At 39.8% G+C, this 26,516-nt stretch carries 21 protein-coding genes, 1 tRNA gene, 2 pseudogenes and 1 other annotated feature; of the genes and pseudogenes, 12 read left to right on the forward strand and 12 right to left on the reverse strand.

From position 1 onward, the window contains the following. Positions 1-35: 35 nt before the first annotated feature. The 3 genes and pseudogenes from FTT94_RS10150 to FTT94_RS10160 all read right to left on the reverse strand — a co-directional run bounded on the left by FTT94_RS10150 (position 36) and on the right by FTT94_RS10160 (position 1,784). Positions 36-822, reverse strand: a pseudogene (locus tag FTT94_RS10150) (integrase core domain-containing protein). Beyond that, positions 434-547 (reverse strand) — a sequence feature (AL1L pseudoknot). Its footprint overlaps the pseudogene before it by 114 nt. Then, the gene (locus FTT94_RS10155) at positions 791-1,111 is read right to left on the reverse strand and encodes a hypothetical protein (RefSeq protein ID WP_180003135.1); all 321 of its coding nucleotides are present in this window, start codon (positions 1,109-1,111) and stop codon (positions 791-793) included. The pseudogene FTT94_RS10150 and the gene FTT94_RS10155 overlap by 32 nt, the downstream one beginning before the upstream one ends. Before the next feature lie 596 nt (positions 1,112-1,707). After that, positions 1,708-1,784 (reverse strand) — tRNA-Ile (locus tag FTT94_RS10160). A 368-nt stretch (positions 1,785-2,152) separates the two neighbouring features. On the opposite strand from FTT94_RS10160, the gene FTT94_RS10165 reads away from it, so the two are divergent. Both FTT94_RS10165 and FTT94_RS10170 read left to right on the forward strand, forming a co-directional pair. Continuing rightward, positions 2,153-4,357: an OsmC domain/YcaO domain-containing protein gene (locus FTT94_RS10165; protein WP_180170740.1), complete on the forward strand. Its 2,205-nt coding sequence runs from the start codon at positions 2,153-2,155 to the stop codon at positions 4,355-4,357. Between the two features lie 539 nt (positions 4,358-4,896). Next, complete coding sequence (locus FTT94_RS10170; RefSeq protein ID WP_180007368.1) at positions 4,897-5,121, forward strand: hypothetical protein; 225 nt, start codon at positions 4,897-4,899, stop codon at positions 5,119-5,121. Between the two features lie 125 nt (positions 5,122-5,246). Here FTT94_RS10170 and bioB read toward each other — a convergent pair whose 3' ends face one another. Then, positions 5,247-6,239 (reverse strand): biotin synthase BioB, encoded by a 993-nt coding sequence (gene bioB, locus FTT94_RS10175; protein WP_168379635.1) that lies wholly within the window; start codon positions 6,237-6,239, stop codon positions 5,247-5,249. Between the two features lie 277 nt (positions 6,240-6,516). Next, positions 6,517-7,611 (reverse strand): tRNA epoxyqueuosine(34) reductase QueG, encoded by a 1,095-nt coding sequence (queG, locus tag FTT94_RS10180; RefSeq protein ID WP_180170741.1) that lies wholly within the window; start codon positions 7,609-7,611, stop codon positions 6,517-6,519. A 20-nt stretch (positions 7,612-7,631) separates the two neighbouring features. Here queG and FTT94_RS10185 point away from each other — a divergent pair, with 20 nt between their 5' ends. Then, positions 7,632-9,119 carry an NAD(P)H-hydrate dehydratase gene (locus FTT94_RS10185; protein WP_180170742.1) on the forward strand — a complete coding sequence of 496 codons (1,488 nt, stop codon included), beginning with the start codon at positions 7,632-7,634 and terminating at the stop codon, positions 9,117-9,119. A gap of 1 nt (position 9,120) precedes the next feature. After that, a complete protein-coding gene (locus tag FTT94_RS10190) occupies positions 9,121-9,396 on the forward strand; it encodes an acylphosphatase (protein ID WP_111885749.1) in 276 nt (91 codons plus the stop codon). Between the two features lie 70 nt (positions 9,397-9,466). On the opposite strand, the gene ruvC is transcribed toward FTT94_RS10190, so the two are convergent. After that, on the reverse strand, positions 9,467-10,012 hold the full coding sequence (ruvC, locus tag FTT94_RS10195) for a crossover junction endodeoxyribonuclease RuvC (RefSeq protein WP_180170743.1): 546 nt from the start codon (positions 10,010-10,012) through the stop codon (positions 9,467-9,469). Positions 10,013-10,143: 131 nt separating this feature from the next. On the opposite strand from ruvC, the gene FTT94_RS10200 reads away from it, so the two are divergent. Beyond that, positions 10,144-10,716 (forward strand): FxsA family protein, encoded by a 573-nt coding sequence (locus tag FTT94_RS10200; protein ID WP_078189033.1) that lies wholly within the window; start codon positions 10,144-10,146, stop codon positions 10,714-10,716. A gap of 144 nt (positions 10,717-10,860) precedes the next feature. Further along, entirely contained in the window at positions 10,861-11,508 is a 648-nt protein-coding gene (locus tag FTT94_RS10205; protein ID WP_180027227.1) for a LysE family transporter, read from the forward strand. Positions 11,509-11,576: 68 nt separating this feature from the next. On the opposite strand, the gene FTT94_RS10210 is transcribed toward FTT94_RS10205, so the two are convergent. From FTT94_RS10210 to ahpF, 3 genes are all read right to left on the reverse strand, one after another. Beyond that, entirely contained in the window at positions 11,577-11,771 is a 195-nt protein-coding gene (locus tag FTT94_RS10210) for a hypothetical protein (protein WP_078192892.1), read from the reverse strand. A gap of 234 nt (positions 11,772-12,005) precedes the next feature. Further along, positions 12,006-12,248: a hypothetical protein gene (locus FTT94_RS10215; protein WP_078192893.1), complete on the reverse strand. Its 243-nt coding sequence runs from the start codon at positions 12,246-12,248 to the stop codon at positions 12,006-12,008. Between the two features lie 266 nt (positions 12,249-12,514). Beyond that, positions 12,515-14,080, reverse strand: a complete 1,566-nt coding sequence (gene ahpF / locus FTT94_RS10220; protein ID WP_180170744.1) for an alkyl hydroperoxide reductase subunit F — start codon at positions 14,078-14,080, stop codon at positions 12,515-12,517. Positions 14,081-14,363: 283 nt separating this feature from the next. Here ahpF and FTT94_RS10225 point away from each other — a divergent pair. Continuing rightward, positions 14,364-14,581 (forward strand): annotated as a pseudogene (locus FTT94_RS10225) (DUF1653 domain-containing protein). 57 nt (positions 14,582-14,638) lie between these two features. Beyond that, positions 14,639-15,232 carry an O-methyltransferase gene (locus FTT94_RS10230; RefSeq protein ID WP_180170745.1) on the forward strand — a complete coding sequence of 198 codons (594 nt, stop codon included), beginning with the start codon at positions 14,639-14,641 and terminating at the stop codon, positions 15,230-15,232. Positions 15,233-15,318: 86 nt separating this feature from the next. Here FTT94_RS10230 and FTT94_RS10235 read toward each other — a convergent pair whose 3' ends face one another. The 3 genes from FTT94_RS10235 to ahpC form a co-directional block, all read right to left on the reverse strand. Then, positions 15,319-15,525, reverse strand: a complete 207-nt coding sequence (locus FTT94_RS10235) for a KTSC domain-containing protein (protein WP_078189026.1) — start codon at positions 15,523-15,525, stop codon at positions 15,319-15,321. Between the two features lie 218 nt (positions 15,526-15,743). Further along, the gene (locus FTT94_RS10240) at positions 15,744-16,220 is read right to left on the reverse strand and encodes a hypothetical protein (protein ID WP_180084197.1); all 477 of its coding nucleotides are present in this window, start codon (positions 16,218-16,220) and stop codon (positions 15,744-15,746) included. 291 nt (positions 16,221-16,511) lie between these two features. Further along, positions 16,512-17,075, reverse strand: coding sequence for an alkyl hydroperoxide reductase subunit C (gene ahpC, locus FTT94_RS10245; protein ID WP_078193727.1), 564 nt, complete (start codon positions 17,073-17,075; stop codon positions 16,512-16,514). A gap of 1,336 nt (positions 17,076-18,411) precedes the next feature. On the opposite strand from ahpC, the gene FTT94_RS10250 reads away from it, so the two are divergent. From FTT94_RS10250 to FTT94_RS10265, 4 genes are all read left to right on the forward strand, one after another. Further along, entirely contained in the window at positions 18,412-22,329 is a 3,918-nt protein-coding gene (locus tag FTT94_RS10250) for a DUF3418 domain-containing protein (RefSeq protein ID WP_218956007.1), read from the forward strand. Positions 22,330-22,359: 30 nt separating this feature from the next. Beyond that, positions 22,360-23,475 (forward strand): beta-ketoacyl-ACP synthase III, encoded by a 1,116-nt coding sequence (locus FTT94_RS10255; RefSeq protein ID WP_180026928.1) that lies wholly within the window; start codon positions 22,360-22,362, stop codon positions 23,473-23,475. 11 nt (positions 23,476-23,486) lie between these two features. Beyond that, a complete protein-coding gene (locus tag FTT94_RS10260; protein WP_180106217.1) occupies positions 23,487-24,254 on the forward strand; it encodes a 1-acyl-sn-glycerol-3-phosphate acyltransferase in 768 nt (255 codons plus the stop codon). 213 nt (positions 24,255-24,467) lie between these two features. Beyond that, positions 24,468-26,483 carry a hypothetical protein gene (locus FTT94_RS10265; RefSeq protein WP_180170747.1) on the forward strand — a complete coding sequence of 672 codons (2,016 nt, stop codon included), beginning with the start codon at positions 24,468-24,470 and terminating at the stop codon, positions 26,481-26,483. Positions 26,484-26,516 lie beyond the last annotated feature (33 nt).

The following is a 26,516-nucleotide window of genomic DNA, read 5'->3' on the forward strand; positions in this document are numbered from 1 at the left end:
CCGTACTGGGTTTGTCGGAGACTTTTTTATTTAAGTTAGGCCACCTGACCTAACGTGTTAACCTTATCATAGTACATTGCTTCAAACTCAAAAGGCGATACATAACCTAGTGCACTATGTACACGCTCTTTATTGAACCAATCTACCCAATTTAGTGTCGCAAGTTGTACATGTGCTAAACCTTGCCAATCTGCTTTTAGATATTCAATCACCTCTGTTTTGTATAAGCCATTCACCGTTTCAGCCAAAGCATTATCGTATGAATCACCCGTTGTACCGACTGATGCTCGTAAATTTGCTGCTTCAAAACGATTGGTATAGCGAATAGAAAGATATTGAACACTTCTATCGGAATGATGAATCACATTCTTTGGCATGCCTCGATCGTGCAATGCTTCTCATCACAGAGATCTAGAGTCCGATAATAGGTTGAAGGGGCGATCGGTAAAATTCTACAAATCGCCTCGACTCCGTACAGCTCTTTATTATGGATAAAATCCACCATTATTTGTGAGGGCGGTCGAGCTCCGCCTGGGCGAAAAAAGCGGCTGCTTTGCGTAGAATTTCATTGGCACGCTTTAATTCTTTAATTTCACGTTCCATTTGCTTCATTTTTTCTTGGTCAGATATCTGTTGTACTTTGGCAGGATTTAGTTGATCCATATGCTTTAAATACCAAACACGCAATGTTTCAGGAGTACAACCGATTTTAGGAGCAATAGCTGTGATTGCTGCCCAAGTAGAAGGATAATCTTTTTCAGATTCAATTAGTAATTGAACCGCTCTTTCTCTAATTTCGGGGGTATAGTTTGGTTTTTTCATCGGAATAGTCTCTCAGAATATTGAGTCTCCGACAAACCCGGTACGGTTCATTTTCAATTCCAAACATATCATGTTCTTCATGACCACTTGGAAGATCAAGAATTTCGATTTCCTTGTTAAAAATTTCTTTGAGGCTTTGCATTAAAAGCTCTGTTTTACCAGACTGCATCATAAAATCTGTACTAAGTATTGTAATTTTCTCAATATCGCTTTTATTTTCTAGAAAATAACGTGCAGATTCTAAATTTGCTTCAGGATGTCCCGTTGTGCTTAGTAAAAGTATGCTCATATCGATTTTTATAATAAAAATAATGCATTGAGTATGGTAAAGGATTGCAGCACAAGTTAGAAGCTTTAATAGAAGAAGGAGTGTGCTGTGATGCTTTATCTCAACATGCTAGCTCATATTGCTTCCTTTTAGTAATTTAATCTCTGTTGCACTTCATTTGAGAATCTAAGAGTTTAAAAAATATCTTGATGAAAAAACCTTATCTTAATGTGACATTAGTCGAGACGCTTAAAAAATGGTGGAGTTCTAAAAGTTATGCTGGCTTCAGTTGTCAATAAAATTATAGAAAATATTCTGATGGAAAACATCTTATTTTCAAGGCTTCACGACATTTGATTGGTAATTAAAATAGCATCAGCATACTTTTTGAAACACTACCAAAAAATTGAGCCATTTTTATTCAGTGGTAGAAAGGCTTTGTTGTACAAAGATTTAAAAATTAAAGTTTTAACTACGCTATCCAAATTTAAGATACAGCTAGGGGGTACCTAAATTTGTTCTCTAATAAAGTTGATTGATTTCGCTTACCATTTGCTTACCAGAATCAAGAAACAAAAAACCCCTCACGATTAATGCACGTAAGGGGTTGTTTTATATGGTGGGCCCACACAGACTTGAACTGTGGACCAACGGATTATGAGTCCGCTGCTCTAACCAACTGAGCTATAGGCCCTATATTCTGAATGTGTTATTTATCAACAAGTTCAGACGCAAAGCATACTAGCGAAGATTTTTTTAAAAGACAAGCCTTTTTCTTCACGGCTGCACACTAACACAACAAATTGGCTGTAGTTGCAGCAGTTGAGCTTGGATTCGACCAAAATGCACAAAGTGTCGAATCCTATCGTGATGTAAATCACGACAAAAGTTATCAAACAGTCAAAATAACCTTATAATAATGCCCATTCTTGTCAGTACCGTGCCCAACAGCGCTTAGATTGGTACTGGCCTCACATTTTTAAGTCAATGTCCTACAGTTATTCGGCTTATGTTTTCATTTTTATGTGTTGCACTGACACATAAGAATATTTAGGTGCCCACATGGAAATTAAGGTTAATTATCTCGATAACCTTCGACAAGAAGCCAAATTTGATGACTTCACGGTAATTGCCGACCAACCTATTCGCTATAAAGGCGATGGCTCTGCTCCCGGACCATTCGACTACTTTTTAGCGTCATCAGCATTATGTGCAGCGTATTTTGTAAAAGTGTATTGTGCAGCGCGAGACATTCCGACAGACAATATTCGCCTATCTCAAAACAATATTGTTGATCCTGAAAACCGCTATAAGCAAATTTTCAAAATCCAAGTCGAACTACCTGCGGATATTTCAGAAAAAGACCGTCAAGGCATTTTGCGTTCAATTGATCGCTGTACGGTTAAAAAAGTGATTCAAACTGGTCCTGAGTTTGTCATTGAAGAAGTAGAAAGCATTGATGCAGATGCACAAGCTTTACTTATGCCAAATTTAGCGTCAGACAGTACCACGTTTATTCCGGGTAAAGATCTGCCATTAGAAGAAACCATTGCCAATATGTCAGGTATTTTGGCAGGTTTAGGCATGAAGATTGAAATTGCGTCATGGCGTAATATCGTACCGAATGTTTGGTCACTACATATTCGTGATGCACAATCGCCAATGTGTTTTACCAATGGTAAAGGCTCAACCAAAGAAAGCGCATTAGCTTCGGCTTTGGGTGAATTTATTGAACGTCTCAATTGCAACTTCTTCTATAACGACCAGTTCTGGGGTGAAGAGATTGCCAATGCTGACTTTGTGCATTACCCAGATGAAAAATGGTTCCAACCAGGCCCAGAAGGCGAGTTACCTACTGAAATCTTAGATGACTATACGCGTGAAATTTATAACCCAGAAAATGAGTTATTAGGCACACATCTATATGACACCAATTCAGGAAATACAGCACGCGGTATTTGTTCTCTGCCATTTGTACGTCAGTCAGATGGTGAAACAGTGTATTTCCCATCAAACTTGATTGAAAATTTATACTTGTCAAACGGCATGAGTGCAGGGAATACCTTGGCAGAAGCGCAGGTTCAATGCTTATCTGAAATCTTTGAGCGTGCAGTAAAACGTGAGATTTTAGAAGGTGAATTGGCTTTACCAGATGTCCCTGAAGAGGTTTTAGCCAAATATCCAAGTATTGTTGCAGGTATTCAAGGCTTAGAAGAACAAGGTTTTCCTGTATTGGTAAAAGATGCTTCACTTGGTGGTCAGTACCCTGTGATGTGTGTAACCTTAATGAACCCACGTACAGGTGGGGTATTTGCATCTTTTGGTGCGCACCCTAAACTCGAAGTGGCTTTAGAGCGTAGCTTAACCGAACTTTTACAAGGCCGTAGCTTTGAAGGTCTAAACGATCTACCAAAACCAACGTTTAGCTCAAATGCAGTCACTGAGCCAAATAACTTTGTAGAACACTTTATTGACTCAAGTGGTTTGGTGTCTTGGAAATTCTTTAGCGCACAATCAGACTATGATTTTGTAGAGTGGGATTTCACAGCAAAAGGTGAAAATGCCAATGCGGAAGAAGCTGCAGCGATGTTTGCGATTCTAGAAGACATGGGCAAAGAAGCGTATATGGCGGTCTATCAGCATCTTGGTGCTACGGCATGTCGTATTTTAGTTCCGGGTTATTCTGAAGTGTATTTGGTTGAAGACTTGGTTTGGGATAACACCAACAAAGCTTTGGACTTCCGTGAGGATATTTTAAACATTCATCGTCTAGATGAAGATGAGTTAGTGTCACTGGTTGAGCGCTTAGAAGAGCTTGAAGTGGATGACTACACGGATATTGTGACGCTCATCGGGATTGAGTTTGATGATAATACCGTATGGGGCCAATTAACGGTACTTGAGCTCAAACTACTGATCTATATTGCCTTACAAGAGTTTGAAGAAGCAAAAGAGTTGGTTGAAACTTTCCTTCAATACAACACCAATACGGTCGAACGTGGTTTGTTCTATCAATGTATGAATGTGGTTTTAGAAGTTGAATTGGACGATGACTTAGATCTCAATGACTATGAACATAATTTCCGTCGTATGTTTGGTGACGAACGTATGGATGCAGTGATTGGTTCAATGGATGGCAGTCTTCGCTTCTACGGTTTAACTGAAACCAATATGCAACTTGAAGGTTTAGATCGTCATTTACGTCTGATTGATAGCTATAAAAAATTGCATGCTGCACGTGCGAAGTTTGCCAGTCAGAACGTTTAAATCTGGGGGCTTGTTAATAAAGGCACTCACGTGCTCATTTATTTGAAAAAACTCTCCTAAGGGAGAGTTTTTTTTGTGCGAAATTTGCTGAAAATTAATCTATATCTGTGATGTTGATATTAATAAAAATCCTTATAACTCAGGTGAATATAAGGGAGGCTTAAAAATAACCGATTATCCGAAATTGTGTCATTTTAAAGTAAAGATATTTGACTCATTGGAAAAATATGATAATAAATTAGCTATGGCGTGTTTAGGCATGTTCATAATATTTCAGGACGAAATATTCAGAAGCACATTAATAAATAAATGGGAGTTTTAACAACATGCTTCAATTATTCAGAAAACTATTTTGCATGCATATTTACGAATACGAGCAAATGGAAGAAATCGGTTCGCACAAGGAATGTCGTAAGTGCGGTGTGACAAAGTAATGCAGAGTCTAAGCCGAAAAAAAAGTGAGCGAAAGCTCACTTTTTTAATGCCGGTCAATATTGAAATCATTAAAATAGAAATACATTCACAGTTTTTATGCAGATATGAGTAAAGATTTTCAAGCCGAGCGTTATACCGTCGATGCCAATATGGCAGATACCATTGCATGGTTATTACAACATCAGGATTGCTTTGAATCTTTTCATTATGATGTGATTCAGCAGCAATTGGTGGTTCAACATGCTAATGGTCAAGACATTATTCGTGAAGGGGATTATTTAAATGCAGGCTATGGAATTTTAATAACAGCACATAACTTTGTTAAGTAAACGATATATTTTCCCTACTCATGGTGATTTAGCCATTTCATTTGTTCGCACCATCTCTTGCATTGCACTTTGATACCTATCACTGATCATTCAATTGAACTAAGCCCCGAACTTCGGGGCTTATTTTAAGCCATTTGCATGGCATCAGTTGAAAGCTGTGCAGCATTTGGTTTGGGCTGTTCAGCCACTAAACCGAGTTTGCTAAATAAAAGTTGATCCTTGCCTTCGCCTGCATTTGGCGTGGTCAGTAGTTTTTCACCAGAAAAGAGTGAATTTGCACCTGCCATAAATGCCAAAGCTTGTTCTGAATCACTCAGGGATTCACGACCTGCAGAGAGTCGAATATAGCTTTTTGGCATAATGATCCGTGCGACTGCAATGGTGCGAATCCATTCGATCACATCAAGTTTCTCAACCTCTGCAAGTGGGGTACCTTGAATAGGGACAAGGAGATTAATCGGCACGGATTCAGGATGAATCGGCAGCGTTGCCAACTCCATCAAAAAGGCGATACGGTCATCACGGCTTTCACCTAAGCCCACAATTCCGCCGCTACAGATTTTCATTCCAGATTGGCGGACATAGTCCAGCGTCGTTAAACGGTCATCATAGCTACGCGTGCTAATGACATTGGGATAATACTCACGAGAGGTATCGAGGTTATGGTTGTAATAATCTAAGCCTGCCTCATGTAGGCGCTCTGCTTGAGACTGATTCAGCATGCCAAGGGTCATACAGGTTTCAAGTCCCAGCGCTTTGACTTCACGCACCATTTCTAGCACATAGGGCATGTCCCGTTCATGTGGATTGCGCCATGCAGCGCCCATACAAAAACGCGAAGAACCTGAGGCAAGCGCAGCTTTCGCTTCATTGATGACTTTTTCCACAGCCAGACGTTTTTCAGCCTCTAATCCAGAGTCATAATGTGCAGACTGAGAGCAATATTTACAGTCTTCAGGGCACTTACCGGTTTTAATCGAAAGTAAGGTGCTGACTTGAATATGATTGGCTTGGAAATATTCACGGTGAATGGTCTGTGCTTGGAATAATAAATCCATCAATGGTTGTTGATACAACTCTTGTATTTCTGGATGTGTCCAGTCATTTCGGTAGCTCATAAATGATCCATATTTTCTGCCTAATGCAGATCATCATACGTAAAATTTGCAGACTTCCAAGACTATTTTGTAACATTGCAATTTAGCTAAAATGCATTGAAATGACTTTTTCAAAGAACTTTTGATATTTAAGATGCTTGCAAAGTTATGCTAAATGACAGCACAATCGCTGCAATGTTTATTTTGAGCTAAAAATTAATTTTCTTGGATTACGTCACTAAGTTTTAGCTTAAATGAAAACTTTGTAAGGATCTGGAAAATAGAGAATAAAAATCCATTAAAGCATTTTTGAATTTTGTTCTGTAATTGCCCAATCAATATGAACTTGCACGATCGCGTCATGTTTTTCGCGAGAATTTTTTAATGATTGAACAATATTTGAACTGTATGGTGCATTGCCTAAGCCAATGGCGATATTTCGCATAAAGCTTTGATAGCCTGTTCGTCGGATAGGACTGCCTTCCGTGCAGCTTAAAAAGGTGGCTTCATCCCATTGCCATAGATCTAATAAACTCACTTGGTCGAGGCGATGACGTGGATAAAAGTCCTCAATTTGAGTTTTATGCGCAAAGCTATTCCATGGACAGATAAGTTGACAGTCATCACAGCCAAACACACGGTTGCCAATGCCACGGCGTAATTCTTCAGGAATGATGCCTTTATATTCGATGGTTAAGTAGGCAATGCATTTACGTGCATCTAACATATAGGGCTCAACGATGGCCTGAGTTGGACAGATATCAATACAGGCTGTGCATGAACCACAATGTTTGGTTGCCGGAGAATCAAAAGGCAAATCGAGTGATGTAAACAGCTCACCTAATACAAAAAATGAGCCTGATTTTTTATGGATCAGTAAGGTGTGTTTGCCTGTCCAGCCCATGCCTGCATTTTCAGCTAAGGATTTTTCAAACACTGGGGCAGAGTCGGCAAAGGGTCTAGATTCAAAATCTCCGATTTTTTCACGGATAATATTCGACAAAGTTTTTAAACGTCCGCGCATGACTTTATGGTAGTCACGACCTCGTGCATAGCGTGCAATGATGGCTGCATTTGGCTCATCAGGAACATAACGTGGTTTTGGGGTTTCGACCAAATAGTCCATGCGGACACAGATAATACTGCGTGTGCCGGGGACTAAAAGTGCAGGATTGGCACGTTTTTCAAGGTTTTCCTCTAGGAATTTCATATCGCCATGATAACCACGTTCTAAATATTCTTTAAAACGAGGGAGTTCCTCTTGAGCATCTGGCTTTGCGATGACACAATCAGAAAAACCTAAATTTAAGGCTTGCGCTTTAATCCATGCTTTTAGGGTTTCTGGATCATATTGATCGACAGGAATTTTTTGTGCAGGAGTTGAAGCGGCCATAATCATAACAAGGAAAAACAATGCGTCTGCAAGTTTACCATAGCCCTGTTTATCTTAGCCAAAGTATTCAAGCTTGGGAGCAGCGTTGGTTTGCTCAGCACAATAGCAGTTATGGTCTGATGCAGCAGGTCGCATGGTCGATTGCTCAGCAACTTATTCCAATGTTAAAGCAGCAAAATTTAAAAAATATTGCAGTGTGTTGTGGGCAGGGTAACAACGCAGGCGACGGCTATCTTACAGCGCAATACCTACAGCAAGCAGGCTTTCAAGTTGATATCTATGCCGCTGAAATAGGGGCATCGAAGGACTTACATTCTGCAGTACAGGAAGCGATAGATCATAAGCTTAAGATCTATACACATTTTGATTTTCAGCGAGATTATGACGTCTATATCGACGCATTATTTGGTATAGGACTCAATCGTGAACTTTCTAGCGAATGGCAAGCCATTATTCAACGATTGAATGCATGCACGGGACTCAAAGTTGCGATTGATATTCCAAGCGGTTTACATGCCAATACAGGGCAGCCTTTACCCATTGCATTTCAAGCCGATTATACCTTTACGGCATTGGGTCTAAAAGCAGGGCTATTTACAGGTCAAGCGAAGGAATATGCAGGTGAAGTTTCGGTGATAGCATGCATACCGACTGATATTAAGCTTGAGCCACTTGCGTATTTGTCGCCACAGAAAATCACTTTACCTGCACGTCAAGCTTTTGGTCATAAAGGCAGTTATGGCCATGTTTTGGTTGTTGGTGGCCATGCTGAAATGGGTGGGGCGGTGATTATGGCTGCTGAGGCTGCATTCCATGCAGGTGCAGGTAAGGTTACGGTTGTTTGTGATGCACGACATCACACCGCTATTTTGGCGCGCGCACCGAATATTATGCTACGCGATATCAATGCATTAACTACAGAAGCGATTCGGCAACTGATCGATCAAGTCGATGCGATTAGCTTTGGCATGGGGCTTGGTCGTGACGATTGGGCACAACAGCAGTTTCAGTCATGGTTTCCATTGATTCAGCAGTCAACCTTGGAAATTGTTTTGGATGCAGATGCCTTATGGTTTCTAGCTGAAGCACCTAAAAATTTGAATGCACGAACCTATGCAACGCCACATCCGGGTGAAGCTGCGAAATTATTGGGTATTACTACTGCTGAAGTTGAAGCAGATCGTGTACAAGCAATTCAGTATTTAAAAGAAAAATTTCAAGGTCAATGGGTGCTTAAAGGCGCAGGCAGCTTAATACTTGAAGATCAGCTTTGGATTTGCACCGCAGGTAATGCAGGAATGGGTACAGGCGGTATGGGAGATGTGCTTGCAGGGATGATTGCAAGTTTAAAAGCACAATTCCATCAGCAAATACATCTGCATGAAATCGTAAGCCTGCATGCTTTAGCAGGTGATGTATTGGCGAAGCCGGGGATGCGTGGTTTGCAAGCGCAGGATATGGCCCAAGCGGTTTATCATGTGGTTAATCATTCAGGAGTTAAAGACTAAAATGCATGCGGTTAAATTGCGAATTCAAGGTAAAGTGCAGGGTGTTGGCTACCGTCGTTGGTTTGAGCAGCAAGCGCTTGCACTTAGTTTGAATGGTTATGTGAAAAATCTAGCGACGGGCGAAGTTGAAGCGCTGATTATAGGAACTGAAGACGCCATTCATAAAATACTGAAACACAGTCTGGTGGGTCCTTTACGAGCAGACGTGACTAAAATCGATCAGCAAGAAATTCCAATGCATGAATTAGACTATAGCAATTTTAAAATGATTCGCTAAATTTGATCACTCGATTGAGTGGGCTTTTGAAAACAGAATGAATTACTGAGCTATATGTTTTGACGAATATTTACCGACGTCGAGTGCTTACACGACTTCGACCACGAGCCATACCGCCTAAGGCATTCAGTACAGCCATTTTACTCATACTCCCGGACGCATGCGCATGACAAATTGCGGCAGCCAAAGCATCGGCTGCATCCTGCTGGGGTTTGATGCTTAGGTTCAGAATGCGCATAACCATCATTTGGACTTGTTCTTTGTCTGCAGCACCATAACCAACCACAGATTGTTTGATTTGCCGCGCAGTATATTCAGCGACTTGTAAATCTAAATTGGTTAAAGCAGCAATAGCAGCGCCACGTGCTTGACCTAGTTTTAGGGCTGTGTCAGGGTTTTGAGCCATAAAGACTTGTTCAACCGCAGCTTCAGTAGGCCCGTGAAACTTTACGATGCGATCAATACCAGCAAAGATACGTTTTAAGCGTTCAGGCATTTCTGTCGTTTCGGTACGAATGGTGCCAGCATCGACAAAACGTAGTTTAGAACCATCCTTTTCGATGATGCCGTAACCAGTTAAGCGCGACCCAGGGTCAATACCGATAATTAATGACATGTTTGCCTATTTGCCCTTTAAAAATAAAAATATGCCCATATTGTTACATAAGCGTGTCAAAAAAGCTTGATAGTGATTGAGCAGTTGAACGCAACACCTTAAATTAATTTACTTAGATTTGTTTAATTTTCATGAAATTATTTCTTCTGATTTTAGCAGGCTTGATCCTGGAAGTGTTTGTCTGGATCGGTGTGGGCGACCTCGTCGGCAGCATGTGGTATGTCTTTTTCTGGTTCGTGGCGGCCTTCTTTATAGGGATGAATATTATCCGTAAATATTCATCAGGTCTGATGCCTCAAATGCAGCAAATGCAAGCAGGTCAAATGAGTAATGATCCAGCTTTAACTGGAAATTTACCAAAAATTTTGGCTGGTTTCTTATTGCTGTTACCGGGTCTAATCTCAGATATTATGGCATTACTTATTTTGATTCCACCTGTACAAAATGCCATGAAAGCAGTCATGATGAAAACAATGATGAAGCGTCAGCAAGCTATGATGGAAAAAATGATGGGTGGCATGATGGGCGATATGGGAGGCATGGGCGGTGCTCAAGGTCAGAACCCATTTGCAGATATGATGCGTCAAATGCAAGATATGCAAAATCAGCAATCAGGTCGTGATTCATCCGTTATTGATGGTGAAGCTCGTGAAGTGACGCCAGAAGCGAAACAAATTGAACTGAAAGATGTCAATAAAAAATAAGTAACTCAGTATGAAAAGCCGAATGTGTATTCGGCTTTTTTTGCGTAAATTTTGATACGGCCTAAAAATAAACCTTGTGTTGCCAACAAAAAAATTGAACAAGCGATATAATCTTCACGTTTTAATTCAAATGAATCAGCTTGCATGTCACTGTTATTCACCATCTGTGCGCTTCATTTTGTTGCGCAGTTGAGTCCCGGTCCAGATGTATTATTAATTGCTAAATGTGCAGTATCAACAACCCGTGCAAATACCTTAAAAATTATTGCGGGGATCTCAGTTGGGATTGTGGTGTGGGTCGTTTTAACCTTATTGGGCTTTACGGTTTTGGTCGAGCAATTTCCATGGATACAACAAGTTTTAATGGCTGTAGGTGGATTTTTCTTAGCGAAAATGGGCTGGGCAATGTTTAGTGGCGGGCTTAAAAGTTTAAATCAAACAGCCAATTTAGAAGATGGGCAGGACTTAAGTCAGCAGAAAACTGAAAATTATTTCTTATTAGGTTTATTTACGAATTTAGCCAATCCGAAAACACTGATCTATTTTAGTAGTGTGTTCTCACTGGCGTTGAGCTCATCAGCCAGTAGCAACCTAAAAGCACAGCTAGCTGTCATTATTCCGATTCAGACCTTTATCGTATTTAGTTTGTTTATGATGATTATGTCTTTGCCTAAAATTAAAGCACTCTACCAACGTTCGGGTAGTTATATTGATGTGGTTTCAGGGGCGTTATTTTTAATTTTTGCGATTTGGCTGTGGTTCGACGCAATTAGAATGTTCAATCTTCAATAGCTGCAAACATATTGCTGTAAGCAAAGCGAAAGCCAAGTGTTAAAACTTGGCTTTTTTATGTCCAAGTTCTATTGCTCTGGATTGGTTTGATCTTGGTCTTTAGATGGTGCTGTATTTGATGGATCTTGTGCAACATCGGTAGTTTCAGCATGATCACGATAACGGTTCGGTTTGAGGGTGGTTTCGGTATTTTCAGAGCCCTTGTATAATCGGCTACGATTGGCGCGTTCACGTAAACCGCCTTTTTTGATTAACTGCACCATCGTCTAGAACCTCTTTGCTATTGTCATAGTTTAAAGAATTTTCCTCGTGAAGATAAGTGAGCAGGGCGATGCTAGCGCATAAAAAAGCCTGAAATCATTCAGGCTTTCATCATTTTAATTTCTCGCTTTGAATGACTTTAAAGCAACTGGATAATAGTGCTTAGATTTAACTTGGCTAAATTTCACACATTGCCAGCCTGTTCATACGGCTGTATTTGGCTGTTGTAAAAAAGCTTAATTTTTACCATCTTGCTTGAGTACTTCAAAGATGTTGAGTTGGGTTGTCGCTTCAGTATCGTGCTGTTGCAAATACACTTGAACACTCTTAAATAGAATGGCAACAGCCAAACAACTGAGTATGCAAAATATCCAAAAGCCATATGGGCTACGGATATTATGCGAGCCACATTCGGAACATTCTTTATCGCTTGAAGCCAATACTTTATTGCAACAAGCACAGTGATATTGATAGTGCATTGCGTTTCTCCATTTCGTCGAATTTGACCAACATTCTTGTTGTTATTGTCAACCATCAATCCGTGATGATTGTTTTATCTTAATGTGCAAATAAGCTGCTGTACAAGTTTTAAACGGTTTGTTTTGCTCATTATTGTGTAAGTGAAAAGCGTCAGAGAGTTAAATATTTGTTTTATTACTAATTTATAAATGAAACAAGAGATGAATTTTCAGACATAAAAAAAGCCAGTTCGAAAACTGGCTTTTGCTGTTCTGTCTAAACTGAATTATTGACCAGAACGGATGATGTAATCAAAAGCAGATAATGATGCTTTCGCGCCTTCACCTGTCGCAATAATGATTTGTTTGTACGGTACTGTTGTACAGTCACCTGCAGCAAATACACCTTTTACATTGGTTTCGTTACGCTCGTTAATTACGATCTCACCACGGTTTGAAAGTTCAACCGCTGTTTCTTTTAAGAAATCAGTATTTGGTAACAAACCGATTTGTACGAAGATACCAGCCAATTCTATCGTTTTGATTTCATCTGTTGCACGATCTTTATACTTTAGTGCAGTGACTTGTGAACCATCACCGACCACTTCTGTAGACAATGCATTCATGATCACAGTGGTATTCGGTAAGCTGTTTAACTTGTCTTGAAGCACTTGGTCAGCACGAAGCTTAGTATCAAACTCAACTAGCGTTACATGTTCCACAATACCTGCAAGGTCAATCGCTGCTTCTACACCTGAGTTACCACCACCTATGACTGCAACACGTTTACCTTTAAACAATGGACCGTCACAGTGTGGGCAGTATGCAACACCACGAGTACGGTATTCTTGCTCACCTGGAACATTCATCTCTCTCCAACGTGCACCTGTTGAAAGAATCACTGTTTTAGATTCAAGTTTTGCACCATTCTCTAAAGTCACTTCAACCAAGCCATTGGCTGTTTGGTCAGCACCTTTGATGTCAGATACACGTTGCAAGTTCATGATGTCCACACCGTACTCACGTACATGTGCTTCCATTTCAGCAGCAAACTTAGGACCTTGTGTCTTTTGAATCGACGTGAAGTTTTCAATGTCCATCGTATCCATGACCTGACCGCCCATGCGCTCAGCCACGATACCGGTTTTGATACCTTTACGTGCCGCATAGATCGCAGAAGTATTACCTGCAGGGCCACCACCAATCACAAGGACATCAAAGGCATCTTTGGCATTTAACTTTTCAGCATCTTTTGCGGCAGAGTTGGTGTCTAATTTAGCAATGATTTCTTCCAAGGTCATACGACCTTGACCGATGTGGTTGCCGTCTTGGAATACCATTGGTACAGCCATGATTTTGCGTTCTTCCACTTCTTCTTGGAAGAATGCACCATCAATCATGGTTGCAGTTGTACCCGGGTTGTAAATTGCGATCAAGTTAAGTGCTTGAACCACGTCAGGACAGTTATGGCAGCTTAAAGATACAAACACATCAAAGTCAGTTTTAAGACCTAGACCTTTGATAGTGTTCAGTACTTCGTCAGAAACTTTCGGTGCATAACCTGAAGTTTGTAGCAAAGCTAGAATCAAAGATGTGAATTCGTGGCCCATCGGTAGACCTGCGAAGAATACACGTGGTGTTTCACCTGCTTTTGCAATACCAAAGCTTGGCGCACGGCTGTTGTTACCGTCAAAACGTGCAGTCACTAAATCAGATAAAGCGGCAACTTCGGTCACCAATTCTTTAATTTTGTCTGATTTGTCCGTGCCGTTTAAAGTCGCGACGATTTCAATCGGGCCTTCAAGGCGTTCAAGTAAGGTTTTTAATTGAGCAGAAGTATTTTGATCTAACATTGCTAACGTCTCCAGAGGAGTAAATTTATTTGATGAGAGAATGATAGAACAAACCATTAAATAGGTGAAACGGTTTGTTTTTATAAAATTAATCGGTTTTACAAATCAAATGATTAAATTTCTTTCTAAATCATAAGAATATACCGATGTGAATCCAGTCAATATTGGGCCACTATCGAGAAATACAAGTTAAATAGTGGAAAAATAAACGAATTCATCGCGCTTTAAGCAAGACAATGCTAGAGTCAACCCTATTGTATTGAGAACTTTTTAGGGAAATGGCATGCAGGTCAAGCAAGGGATTTATCAGCATTATAAAGGTCAGTTGTATCAAGTTTTTCATGTTGCAACACATAGTGAAACGCGTGAAAAGTTGTGGTCTACCAGTGCTTGTATGATGACTATTCCATGTGGGTTAGACCCTTAGAGATGTTTATGGAAACCGTTGAAATTAATGGTGAAGTAATTCCGCGTTTTAAACTGATCCAAGAAACCCACTGAGCAGACATTTAGTACTTTAATCTTTAAATATGAAAGAAATAACAAAAGGACAGAATCATGAGCATGGATGCAAATTTTAAAAACTATATGCAACAACTCTATGCAGACTTTAGTGCTCACGATGCTGCGCAAAATCACCGACTTGCGCGTTACCGAAATATTGAGCCTGAGTCTGCACTGTTTTTAGCTATGCAAATTCGCTTAAAACAAGCCAAACAAATCTTGGAAATTGGAACATCTACAGGCTATTCCACGCTGTGGTTAGCAGATGCTGCGCAGTCTACACAAGGGCGGGTCGAAACCATTGAAATTGATGCAGCGCGTATCAAGCAAGCCAAACAGCATGCTGAAAATTTAGGCTTAGCCGAATACATTGAATTTCATCATGGCGATGCGCTGCATTTTTTACAGCAGTTAAATCAGCGTTATGATTTCATTTTATTGGATGCAGAACGTGATGCGTATATCGCATATTGGCCATATTTAGCTGAATTGATACAAGCTCAAAGTGGCGTGTTAATCGTGGACAATGTGCTGTCACATGCCGATGAGGTCGCTGAATTTATCCAACGTGTTGAAACGGATGATCGTTTTATCAGTACAACATTAAATGTGGGCGCAGGGCTCTTTATGGTGACTTGGCGTAACTAAAAATCAGGGCATTCAGCCCTGATTTTATCGAAAATATTTTTTAATTAATAAAAATACTGTTGCTATAGCGCTAAACTTGTAGCGGTTTAACCCTGTAAGCTTACGCGTGAAAAATGTAGATCATATTCTAGATATTTGTGGACAAATGCCGTTTTATCACTACATCGAAGTAAATTATCATAAATAAAAGGTGAAACTGGATAAAAGAGATCCCCAGAACCATTCGCATAAAATATTTTTAAGTAACGTGAAGAAGAACTGTATTTCCAAGAAGTTACCACAGTTGTTGTCATAAGCCACCCCCTTATTGCGTTGTTATAGTCATACTGCAGTTAAAGGTTTATCTCTTTTGAAATTAAGACAAATTCAAGGCGTGGAGTATTGCAGAATTGTTAAAAAATAATGTTTTATCTCACATTTTTTTCATTTCTTTATCAACTAATTTGATAAAAATAATGCCAGTTCAAATAAATGCCATAAGTGTCATTCTCCCATATTAGTGTAAGGAGAGTTAAAAACTACGGCATTGTTCTGATTTATTGCCTTTGACTTGGTTGTTACTGCCATTAATTGAAAAAGCATTTTCAAGACAAATTAAATTACCTGCGATTTCATTATTATTTAGCACAATATTGCCGTTATTTTTCTTTAATTTCAGGTCGCCTGAAATTTGGTTATTGAGGAGTTGGATGTTTTTCCCTGTCGTAAAATCGACATTGCCACTGATATTGTTATGATTGGCAATGATCTTGGTAAAATTTTTATTCGATTCAATATTGCCTTTGATGTAGTTGTCATGCAGTTCAACATTGGCACCATTTTCTAAAATCACATTGCCATGAACAATTAAACCTTCAAGCTGACAATTTTTTTTGACTTTAATATCTTCACGAATACTTTGGTTTTTAATTTCACCTTCGCAGTTCACGGCAGCAAAAGTTGTAAACGAACATAAAATTAAACTGATCGAGACGAAATATTTTTTCATGGGCTTACATCTTCCTGAAATAAGCAATTGACCTAAAATTCATGTTAAAAATACTGAAATACTGGCAAAGATGTAAGCCTAGACAATCGGGTTTGCGGCGCATTTTTATTATATTTGTGTAAGCTCTAACTTGATGAATATCTACAGACATGTGGAATGTGCTTGAGCGTTAAAGTTGTAGGAATAAAGTGTGAACTGCGTAGGGTGTATGGAGGTATATACTCGCAGATAATAGGCATAAAAAAACCACGCTAAAAGCGTGGTTTTTGAATCAGTTCAATCTAATACAGATTAGATTTTACCAACTAGGTCGATTGAAGGAGCAAGAGTTGCGTCGCCTTCTTTCCATTTAGCTGGGCAAACTTCGCCTGGGTGAGCGTGTACGTATTGAGCTGCTTTAACTTTACGAAGAAGTTCTTGAGCATCACGACCGATACCACCAGCGTTGATTTCAACGATTTGGATTTTACCTTCTGGATCGATAACGAAAGTACCACGATCAGCAAGACCGTCAGCTTCGATTAATACGTCAAAGTTTTTAGCAAGAGTCCAGTTCGCATCACCAACCATTACGTATTGGATTTTTTTGATTTCTTCTGAAGAATCGTGCCAAGCTTTGTGAGTGAAATGAGTGTCAGTAGAAACTGAGTAGATTTCAACACCTAGTTTTTGGAATTCTGCATAGTTGTCAGCAAGGTCACCAAGTTCAGTTGGGCAAACGAAAGTGAAGTCAGCTGGGTAGAAGAATACAACAGACCATTTACCTTTAAGATCAGCTTCAGTTACTTCGATGAATTGACCATTTTGGAATGCTTGTGCTTTAAACGGTTTAACTTCAGTATTAATTAAGCTCATCATTGTCTCCATGATTGAGGTTTGTTTTTGATTTCCAATAGGGTACAGAAATTTTTCTTATTGCTGAAATAGTATTTTTACATAACTAATATCGGAAAATCCGAATTAGTACACTCCAGAACTATTTCAGCAATAACGATTATTTATCATTATTTCATTCGATATAAGCCATATCAATGCCATATAAAGTTGAAAGTAAAATGACAAAATCATCTTTTCAAAGTCTGTAACCAACATGATGCTTGTGGCATAAGATTTCAAGGGTGATCTCTAAAAAAGTTATAAAAAATATTTCAAATTATAGAATTTGTTCATATAAGATGGCATGAACATAAAATGATTCCAGATTTGATCAAGTGCTTAGTCAATTTTTTCGTATCATTGCCATTCTCAGTCTTGCACTTGCATCACTATGTATTCTTAAAGTTGAAGACACAGGTACAAATTTATGTATCTATGAATACTTGCAACCTCAAAAAGCGACCTATTTTAATGAACTATTAGGAACTTCATCAGATGATCCTACGCTATTGAGTACCACGGGAATCGTTGGAATCTTCTTTTTTTTCCCCACTGTTGCTATCATTTAGACGTGCTTGGTATGTGGTTATATTATGGCTATATGCGATTTTTCAATTCATCATCATTTTAATGATAGAAACTGCTTCAATTTCAAAAATTATCTATGACAGTATTGTTTATTGTCATAATGGTTGGTTGTTCGCATGGGTGATCGGGCAGAGTATATTTATTGTTTTTAGTATCATTTATATTTTCTATGGGACTGAAACCTAATGGATAAAGCATCCAAATGGATAAGCTTGAGTTGCGTATTCTAGTCAGCATGTGGCTTTATTATTCTGTACTGGATGAATCAAGAATGTGCTTTCATTTCAAGGTGCTAGCCCGAATCAAATTAATTATTATGCTGAAATGAATGGTTCTTCATCGGATGAACCTCTTTTATTTATTTTTATTGCGTTGATTTGCTTTTTATTCTCAATTCTTTTTGTGCTTAGCAAAATCTGTTCATCATTTTTTGATCATCTCTTTCATTTTATTGATGTTTTTAATTGTGCCGTTGAGTGTGTCTTATACAGTGCCATTTTATCAGCTATTACATGACAGTATAGAAGCATGTGGCAATTATTGGTTATTGGCCGTAATTTTAGTTTTTTATCATTTTATTCTGTTCGGCTTCATCTATTGGTTTCAGGCACGCAAAAAATAGATTCATCTTTCACTATTTTTACATACAGCGTAAAATATTCGGTTCTATTTTAATTATTAGGATAATGCATCTGTGCCAAGTCAGTTAAATGTCGATCAATTGGTCATGGTTCGTGATCGCCATCGCTTAAGTCGGCTGAAAAAAGGCAAAGAAGCCAATCCTGAAAAATTTCAAGATTTGTTTGAAAAGTCGAATGCGAAAGTGCGCGAACGGATTGCCCGCATCCCAAATATTAAATTAAATCAAGACTTACCTGTTACGCAGTATGCAGACAAACTGATTGACGCGATTCAAAAGCATCAAGTGATTATTGTGGCAGGTGAAACAGGTTCGGGTAAAACTACACAGTTGCCGCAAATTGCCATGCTTGCCGGTCGTGGTTTAACGGGTTTGATTGGCCATACGCAACCTCGTCGACTGGCAGCGCGTAGTGTTTCGCAACGTATTGCAGAAGAAGTGGGCGAAAAGCTGGGGGAGTCGATCTCCTTTAAAGTTCGTTTCAATGAACAAGGTTCACAAGATTCCATCGTGCGTTTGATGACTGACGGTATTTTATTGGCTGAACTGGCCAATGACCGATTCTTAAATAAATACGACACGATTATTATCGATGAAGCGCATGAACGTTCGCTAAATATCGACTTCATCATGGGCTATCTCAAACAGCTCTTGCCACGTCGTAAAGATCTCAAAGTCATTATTACTTCCGCGACATTAGACGTAAACCGCTTCTCTAATTACTTCAATGGGGCACCTATTTTTGAGGTGGAAGGTCGAAGCTTCCCTGTAGAGTTGCGTTATCGTCCGATTTCAGAGCTGAGCATTGTCGGCAGTGATGATGATGAATTTGACGATTTTGAAGAAAATTTACCCCGTGCCGTGGTTTCGGCAGTAGAAGAATGTTTTCAAGATGCGCAGGAAAAAGGTCATCCTGAACATGCCGACATTTTGATTTTTGCCAGCACTGAACAAGAAATTCGTGAGTTACAGGAAACACTGCAAAAGTTTGGGCCACGTCATACCGAAGTTTTACCTTTATATGCTCGATTGGCTTTGGCAGAACAGCAAAAGATCTTTAATCCATCGGGTGGTGGGCGACGTATTATTATTGCCACCAACGTGGCAGAAACGGCTTTAACCGTACCGAATATTCGCTACGTAATTGATAGTGGCTTTGCTCGGATATCCCGTTATAACTATCGCTCACGTGTACAGCGTCTACCGATTGAGGCTGTATCACAGGCGGCAGCAAATCAGCGTAAAGGTCGTTGTGGTCGTATCGCACCGGGTGTGTGTATTCGACTGTATTCAGAAGAAGACTTTATGAGTCGTCCTGAATTTACCGAGCCTGAGATTAAACGAACCAACTTGGCCTCGGTTATTTTGCAAATGCAAAGTTTGGGCTTTGGTGAATTAGAAGACTTTGATTTTATTGAGCCGCCAGATCATCGTTTGGTGAATGATGGTCGTAAGCTTTTGATTGAGCTTGGGGCGATGGTTGAGAAAGGGAAAGCCCCTCTTTCGCAAAGAGGGGTTGGGGGAGATTCTATTGAAAGTAATCCCCCTAAATCCCCCTTTACAAAAGGGGGACTTCCTCCGGCGAAGGGTGGTGGTTTAACCAAAATTGGTCAGCAAATGGCGAAAATGCCGATCGACCCACGTCTTGCAAGGATGATTTTGGGTGGAGCGCATTTTGGTGTATTAAATGAAGTCTTGATTATTGTCGCTGCTTTAGCGGTACAAGATCCACGTGAACGTCCTGCGGATAAACAAATGCAGGCCGATCAGAAACATGCTTTGTTCCGTGAAGCTGACTCGGATTTCTTGTTCTATATCAAATTATGGGAAGCTTTAGTCGCTAACCGTGACATGAGTGAAAATAAGCGTCGAACCTTTGCACGCAACCATTTCCTGAGTTGGTTACGCCTCCGTGAGTGGAAAAAAACCCATGAGCAATTGGTGGATTTGGCTCAAGGCTTAAAACTGTCCTTTAATGAAAAGAAAGCCAATTATGAAAATCTGCACCGTGCGCTATTAACGGGTTTACTTTCATTTATTGCCAACAAAACCGATGAACGTAATGTGTTCATGGCAGTGCGTCAGCAAAAGGCACGTATTTTCCCTGCATCAACCTTGCATAAAACCAATACACCGTGGGTCATGGCTTTTGAGATGGTTGAAACCTCTCAGGTATATCTTCGAACGTTGGCGAAAATTGAACCTGAATGGATTCTATTGGCTGCAGGCGATTTATTGAAGCATTATTATTTTGAGCCGCATTGGTCGAAAAAAGCTGGTGTGGTGAATGCTTATGATCAAATTTCTTTATTTGGTTTGATTATTGAGCCATGTCGTCAGATTAATTATGAAAAAGTGGATCATCCGGCGGCGCATGAAATTTTCCTACGCGATGCGTTGACGACGGGACATTTGGGTATTACGCCGCCGTTTTTAAAACACAATTTATTAAAACTCGAAGAAGTTGAGCGTGTTGAAGATAAACTGCGTCGTCGTGATTTGGTGGTGGATGAAGAAACCATCTACCAATTTTATGCTGCAAAAGTGCCTGAAGAGGTGGCAAGTCGTCGTAGTTTTGAAGACTGGCGTGCAACTGTAGAACCGAAAAATCCACGGCATTTATTTATCGATGATGATGCGCTTTGGATGAATGACCGTCCAACGACCCAGCAATTTCCAGACTACCTACGAAATGGTGAACTGCATTTGGCTGCAAGTTATCGTTTTGACCCAAGTCATGATGAAGATGGTGCAACGGTCAAAATTCCAGTTCAAGCTTTGCCGCAAGTGGATGAAAATATTTGGTCATGGGGTATACCTGGTTGGCGACAAGACCTGATTGAAGCCTTGCTTAAAGCATTGCCTAAGGATAAACGCCGTCACTTGGTGCCAATACCAGATACAGCGCGTAAATTGATGGATCGTGTCGATGCCGTGCATTTGCGCGAGCATATTTTTAGTTTCTTGGCGTTCCAACTGCGTGGTGAGCAAATCACAGATAAGGACTTTTCTTGGGAGCGCGTTGAGCAATATCTGCTGCCTTTAATCAAAGTCATTGATGAAAAAGGCCGTGTGATTGAGCAAGGTCGTGATCTAGATGAACTCAAAGCACGCTGTCGTACGGAAACTCATAGCCCAGTCAAACAGTTAAAAGGTGAGTTTAAAACCTTCCCTGATAATTTTGTGTTCGAAGCATCACAAAAAGTCACGGGTGTGGTGGTGAAACAATACCAAGCGCTTGTTCCAGTCAAAGGCTTTGCAGAGTTGGATGCCAAAGATGAATCGGGTGTGGTGATTCAGACTTTCAATGACCAATTTGAAGCAGTCAAACAACACCGCGAAGGGATCATTCGTTTGGTTCATATGCAGTTGGGTGACTTAGTTCGTCAGTTGAAAAAACAGATATCTAAACCCTTGGCATTGGCTTATTCACCGCTAGGTGACAAAGCCAAACTAGAGCAAATGTTAGTTTATGCCACACTTCAGCTTGCAATAAATGAGCTACCTGTCAATGTGCAGGAGTACCAAAACCTGATTTTAAATGTAAAGAAATCTTTCTTAACCCATGGGCAACAAGCATTAGCCGTTTTAACTGAAACCTATATTCAATGGCAGGATATACGTCGGAAATTATTGGTTTTAGATGATTCTGTGTTTGGAAAGAATATTGATGACATTGAAGATCAGCTCGATTTGATGCAACTTTCAGATTTTGTTTATGGCAAAACTTCCGATGTGTGGCTCGAATTTCCAAGATATTTGAAGGCATTAGTCTTGCGTTTAGACCGCTTGCCAAATAACCTACAAAGGGACAATTCTGCCATTGATCAAGTTGACCCATGGATGGAAAAATTATTTAAGTTTAAAAATGACACTCGCCTTAAAGAATTGTATTTCATGGTTGAGGAGTTACGCATCTCTATTTTCTCTCAACCAATGAAGACCAAGATGCCAATTTCTCCATCCCGCTTGCAAAAAGTATGGGATAAGCTCGGAATCAGTTAAGATATAGGTAATTTCTAAAAGGAGTTTTACATGGGCATCCGCATTACGGGTACAGGTCTTTATCATCCAGAAGACGTAATTACTAACGAAGAGTTAGTTGAAGCTTTAAATGCTTATGTGGAACAGTACAACAGCGACAATGCTGAAAAAATTGAAGCCGGTGAGCTAGAAGCGCGCCGTGGTTCAAGTGCAGAATTTATCGAAAAAGCGTCTGGCGTGAAAGCACGTTATGTTGCTGAAAAAAGCGGTATTTTAGATCCAAAACGTTTACGCCCAGTGCTACATGAACGTCCAAATGATGAAATTTCGCTACAAGCGGAATGGGGTGTTGCTGCGGCTAAACAAGCGATGGAAAATGCAGGAGTGACTGCAGAAGACATCGATGTAGTGATTTTGTCTTGTTCAAATATTCAACGTGCTTATCCAGCCGTTTCAATTGAAATTCAAACTGCGTTGGGTATCCAAGGTTATGCTTACGATATGAACGTTGCATGTTCAGCTGCAACTTTTGGTATCAAACAAGCTTATGACGCGATCAAATCAGGCGCTCGTCGCGTGTTATTGGTGAACGTTGAGATCACATCTGGTCATACAGATTTCCGTATGCGTGACTGTCACTTCATCTTTGGTGACGTTGCAACGGCTTCGATCATTGAAGAAACTGAAACCAAAGCTGGTTTTGAAGTGTTGGATATTGACCTGTTTACTCAGTTCTCAAACAACATTCGTAACAACTTCGGTTACTTAAATATGAGTGAAGTCGATGCTGACATCGACAACAACCGTTTCCGTCAAGACGGTCGTAAAGTATTTAAAGAAGTGTGTCCATTAGTGGCGAAAATGATCACTAAGCAATTGGATGACAATAAAATTGCGGCAACAGATGTAAAACGCTTCTGGTTACACCAAGCAAATGCCAGCATGAATGAATTGATTCTGAAACTGGTTGTGGGTAAAGAACATGCTCAGCCAGACCTTGTGCCAATCATTCTTGATGAATTTGCCAATACTTCATCAGCAGGTGTCATTATTGCATTGCACCGTACTGCGAATGAAGTAAACCATGGCGAATACGGTGTACTTTGCTCATTTGGTGCAGGCTACTCAGTAGGTTCTGTACTTGTTCAAAAACATGATGCTGCCTAAGGTCGGTACATTTGCAGGTTGAACATGATGCAAAATGGATAAAGCGTTTAAGCGCTTTATCCCGCATGTATTTCACGCCAACATTTTTAGGCGCTGAATACATCGATGCATCTAAACCTGCAATGTATGTAGGGAATCACACAATTTACGGTGTACTCGATTCACCGGTGATTATTGATTATCTCTACAATGAACATAAAGTGGCTGTGGTCAGTATTGCTGATCATAGCCATTTTTATTTGCCCGGTTGGCGTGGCATGGTCAAAAAGTTCGGTGCAGTCCAAGGTATTCAGGACTATGTCAGAACAGTGATGCAACAAGGTTATTCCATTTTAGTTTTTCCCGGTGGCGGTCGAGAGGTATTGAAGCGAAAAGGAGAAGCCTATCAACTGATCTGGAAGCAACGTTATGGCTTTTTAAAACTGGCGCAAGAATTTAATTATGACATCGTGCCTTTTGCTGCTTTAGGTGGGGATGAAGTCTTTGAACTGGGTTTTGATGCCAGTGTGATTGTTGAACATCGTTGGTTTAAACAACTATTAAAAATACAAAAGCTCGATAAATTATTACGTCATGGTGATGTGATTCCGTCTTTACCCAAACGTATTATCCCCAAGCGCATTCCGTTCTATTTTCAATTTTTACCCCGTCAAAGCTTAAGTCATATTCAGAGTGTGGAGGATTTAAAGCGTTATCGTGAGGCTCTACAACAAGATATTTACACTGCGATAGAACAGCTTAAAAAAATCCGTGCAGAACAACATTCTGTAGACCAATAGTAGTGACTACTCTTCAACTTCATCCATTTTTTATTCGTCACAGCTCAAAATCATAGTGAATTTTGTCACAACAATAGCTTTTAGACTTTTTTATTGAATGCCTTTGTATTGACCTTTTGTACAGCTATTTGGTTGATTAATGGCAGTAGTCGGAGCATTAAACTTTGACTATAGTGAAGGTTGAAAAATATTCAACAATCGTTAGGGCGGAAGATGGAAAAGAAAAGCTTGACCCCGCAGCTAGAGCATATTGCTCGGCAACTTATTCGAATATCTCCAAGTTTAAAGCAGTTGTATCAAGAGCAAATGGATCTTGCTACAGCACTCAATTCACAAAATATCTTTAAAATTGAACAAGAGCTGCACCGCATTCAACTGTGTAATGGACTGTGGACCTTACAACTACAAAGTCGTGAATCGATTGGATATCAGTTTCCTAGAAGTCCATTTAGACCCATCAAAATTGCTGAATTGCATTCGACAGTGCCATGTATTGAAACAATAGAAGATTTCTTATTTCATGAATTGTATTTTTTTACTGGCGACCTAAAGCCGCAACATTCACTCTTGCTTAGGGAAAAAGCACAGCAGTTGAGACATTTGATCTTACAGTCGATTTTTCAACATCTAAATGGGCCAGCGCGTGTTCAGCAGTTTTTAGCACAGATGACAGCAGTTGAAGCGCAAATTTTTGATCAGCTGATGCAAGAGCAGCAGATTTATCAGACACCGCTATTACAAACGTATATCGAATGCCAAATCTGTCTACCACATTGGTTGATGCAAAAGATTGAGCAGATGTTTGCGCTTCATTCACTTACAGAAGCTGAAATATTGCCGATACAGCTCTTGATGGATAGTTTGGACGAGATTTGTTTTGCTACAGCACAATTTTTAGATCCAACGATTTACCGGATCATGAGTTTGAGTTATGAAGATCGGTTCAATTTACAAGAATTAAATGAACATATAGAAGATATTATTTTGTTGCTCGACCATGCATATGAGCGTCCCAATTTGTTGGGTTTTATTCGTTTGATGCATCGGGATGTTTGGGCAGAGCAGGACATATTAAGCCATAGTAATTTTGTGCAAGCCACAGCAATTTGGCAAAAAAAATGTGGAAAACTCCCTTTACTCGATAACAACCGTGCAGTGCGATGGATGTTCAAGCAGTCAGCCGAAGTATTGGATTGGCTGAGTCGTAATTTTCAACACAGTAATGTACGAGTGGCTGTGACGGCATTAAGTTTTGTCGATACGCAGCATATTCATCCCGCATTGATTCTTGAGACCTTACAACATTTTCAATTTGTTGCAGCGCGCTTATTTATTCAAAATTGCCATACGATTGCGCATGAACATGATTGGTTTAATCATGAAAAAAATCTACAGTTTGTTTTACAGCGAAAATATCAGCAGCATGATGACCATCGTGTAGTGATCAGCCCATCGATTTTGTATTTAGATGAGTGGTTGATCTTAATGCGACAGGTGTTAGGCGCGGAGGATCAGGCCATAAAAAAAGTCTATCTACCTTTGAGCCGTATTATGCAGGCCTATCTGCAACATTTAGTACGTTGTACGCAGCATTTACCGCAGGCTTTGATGGATTATATCCGTCCAGAAACCCAAGAAAATCGCCAGTTTTTAAGTATGTTACGACAGCATAAAATTCAACTGCAGGATTTTCGAAATTTATTTTATTTAAAGCATGCTAATTTAAGAGTATCTGTATTTGATGCATATGTGCGTGACTATGTTAGTGCGACTTATTCTACAGGTCATACAGTCCCTAAAAATATTACGTGGAATGGGGTCTTTCATCAGGCGGTGCATTGGCATGCTAAGCAACAAAAGCAAGAAGTGTTAACTCAATTAAAGCGTAAATTTGAGACAACAGTCTGGCAGCCATTTACAACAGAAGACAAAATATATTTTCAAGAGTGGGTCTTTGAAGAATTAAAAACCATCGATCGAATTATTGATGAATCTATTCACTTTCGACATTGTTTAGCGTCAAGTTATAGCGCCAGTATCATTGCAAGAGTATATGTAGCTTTTCATATGTACCATCCCATTTTGCATGTATCGATGACTTTGGGCTGTCATGTGCAAAACCACATTTTGGTTTTTGATCAACTTGAGTATTCAAATAATACCCAAGCAGAAATAGAAAAAGTAAATATCGCCAAAGAATTTTTAAATAGGTTCAATAGCTTAAAGTAAGATTGGCGAAATACGGATTTAGTAAACTGTGTT

Source organism: Acinetobacter sp. YH12027 (assembly GCF_013420085.1).
Lineage (GTDB): Bacteria > Pseudomonadota > Gammaproteobacteria > Pseudomonadales > Moraxellaceae > Acinetobacter > Acinetobacter amyesii.

Coding starts and splice junctions, on each gene's coding strand:
- FTT94_RS10155 (WP_180003135.1), bottom strand. CDS start 1,111: ATGAGCATACTTTTACTAAGCACAACGGGACATCCTGAAGCAAATTTA.
- FTT94_RS10165 (WP_180170740.1), top strand. CDS start 2,153: ATGGAAATTAAGGTTAATTATCTCGATAACCTTCGACAAGAAGCCAAA.
- FTT94_RS10170 (WP_180007368.1), top strand. CDS start 4,897: ATGAGTAAAGATTTTCAAGCCGAGCGTTATACCGTCGATGCCAATATG.
- bioB (WP_168379635.1), bottom strand. CDS start 6,239: ATGAGCTACCGAAATGACTGGACACATCCAGAAATACAAGAGTTGTAT.
- queG (WP_180170741.1), bottom strand. CDS start 7,611: ATGGCCGCTTCAACTCCTGCACAAAAAATTCCTGTCGATCAATATGAT.
- FTT94_RS10185 (WP_180170742.1), top strand. CDS start 7,632: ATGCGTCTGCAAGTTTACCATAGCCCTGTTTATCTTAGCCAAAGTATT.
- FTT94_RS10190 (WP_111885749.1), top strand. CDS start 9,121: ATGCATGCGGTTAAATTGCGAATTCAAGGTAAAGTGCAGGGTGTTGGC.
- ruvC (WP_180170743.1), bottom strand. CDS start 10,012: ATGTCATTAATTATCGGTATTGACCCTGGGTCGCGCTTAACTGGTTAC.
- FTT94_RS10200 (WP_078189033.1), top strand. CDS start 10,144: ATGAAATTATTTCTTCTGATTTTAGCAGGCTTGATCCTGGAAGTGTTT.
- FTT94_RS10205 (WP_180027227.1), top strand. CDS start 10,861: ATGTCACTGTTATTCACCATCTGTGCGCTTCATTTTGTTGCGCAGTTG.
- FTT94_RS10210 (WP_078192892.1), bottom strand. CDS start 11,771: ATGGTGCAGTTAATCAAAAAAGGCGGTTTACGTGAACGCGCCAATCGT.
- FTT94_RS10215 (WP_078192893.1), bottom strand. CDS start 12,248: ATGCACTATCAATATCACTGTGCTTGTTGCAATAAAGTATTGGCTTCA.
- ahpF (WP_180170744.1), bottom strand. CDS start 14,080: ATGTTAGATCAAAATACTTCTGCTCAATTAAAAACCTTACTTGAACGC.
- FTT94_RS10230 (WP_180170745.1), top strand. CDS start 14,639: ATGAGCATGGATGCAAATTTTAAAAACTATATGCAACAACTCTATGCA.
- FTT94_RS10235 (WP_078189026.1), bottom strand. CDS start 15,525: ATGACAACAACTGTGGTAACTTCTTGGAAATACAGTTCTTCTTCACGT.
- FTT94_RS10240 (WP_180084197.1), bottom strand. CDS start 16,220: ATGAAAAAATATTTCGTCTCGATCAGTTTAATTTTATGTTCGTTTACA.
- ahpC (WP_078193727.1), bottom strand. CDS start 17,075: ATGAGCTTAATTAATACTGAAGTTAAACCGTTTAAAGCACAAGCATTC.
- FTT94_RS10250 (WP_218956007.1), top strand. CDS start 18,412: ATGGTTCGTGATCGCCATCGCTTAAGTCGGCTGAAAAAAGGCAAAGAA.
- FTT94_RS10255 (WP_180026928.1), top strand. CDS start 22,360: ATGGGCATCCGCATTACGGGTACAGGTCTTTATCATCCAGAAGACGTA.
- FTT94_RS10265 (WP_180170747.1), top strand. CDS start 24,468: ATGGAAAAGAAAAGCTTGACCCCGCAGCTAGAGCATATTGCTCGGCAA.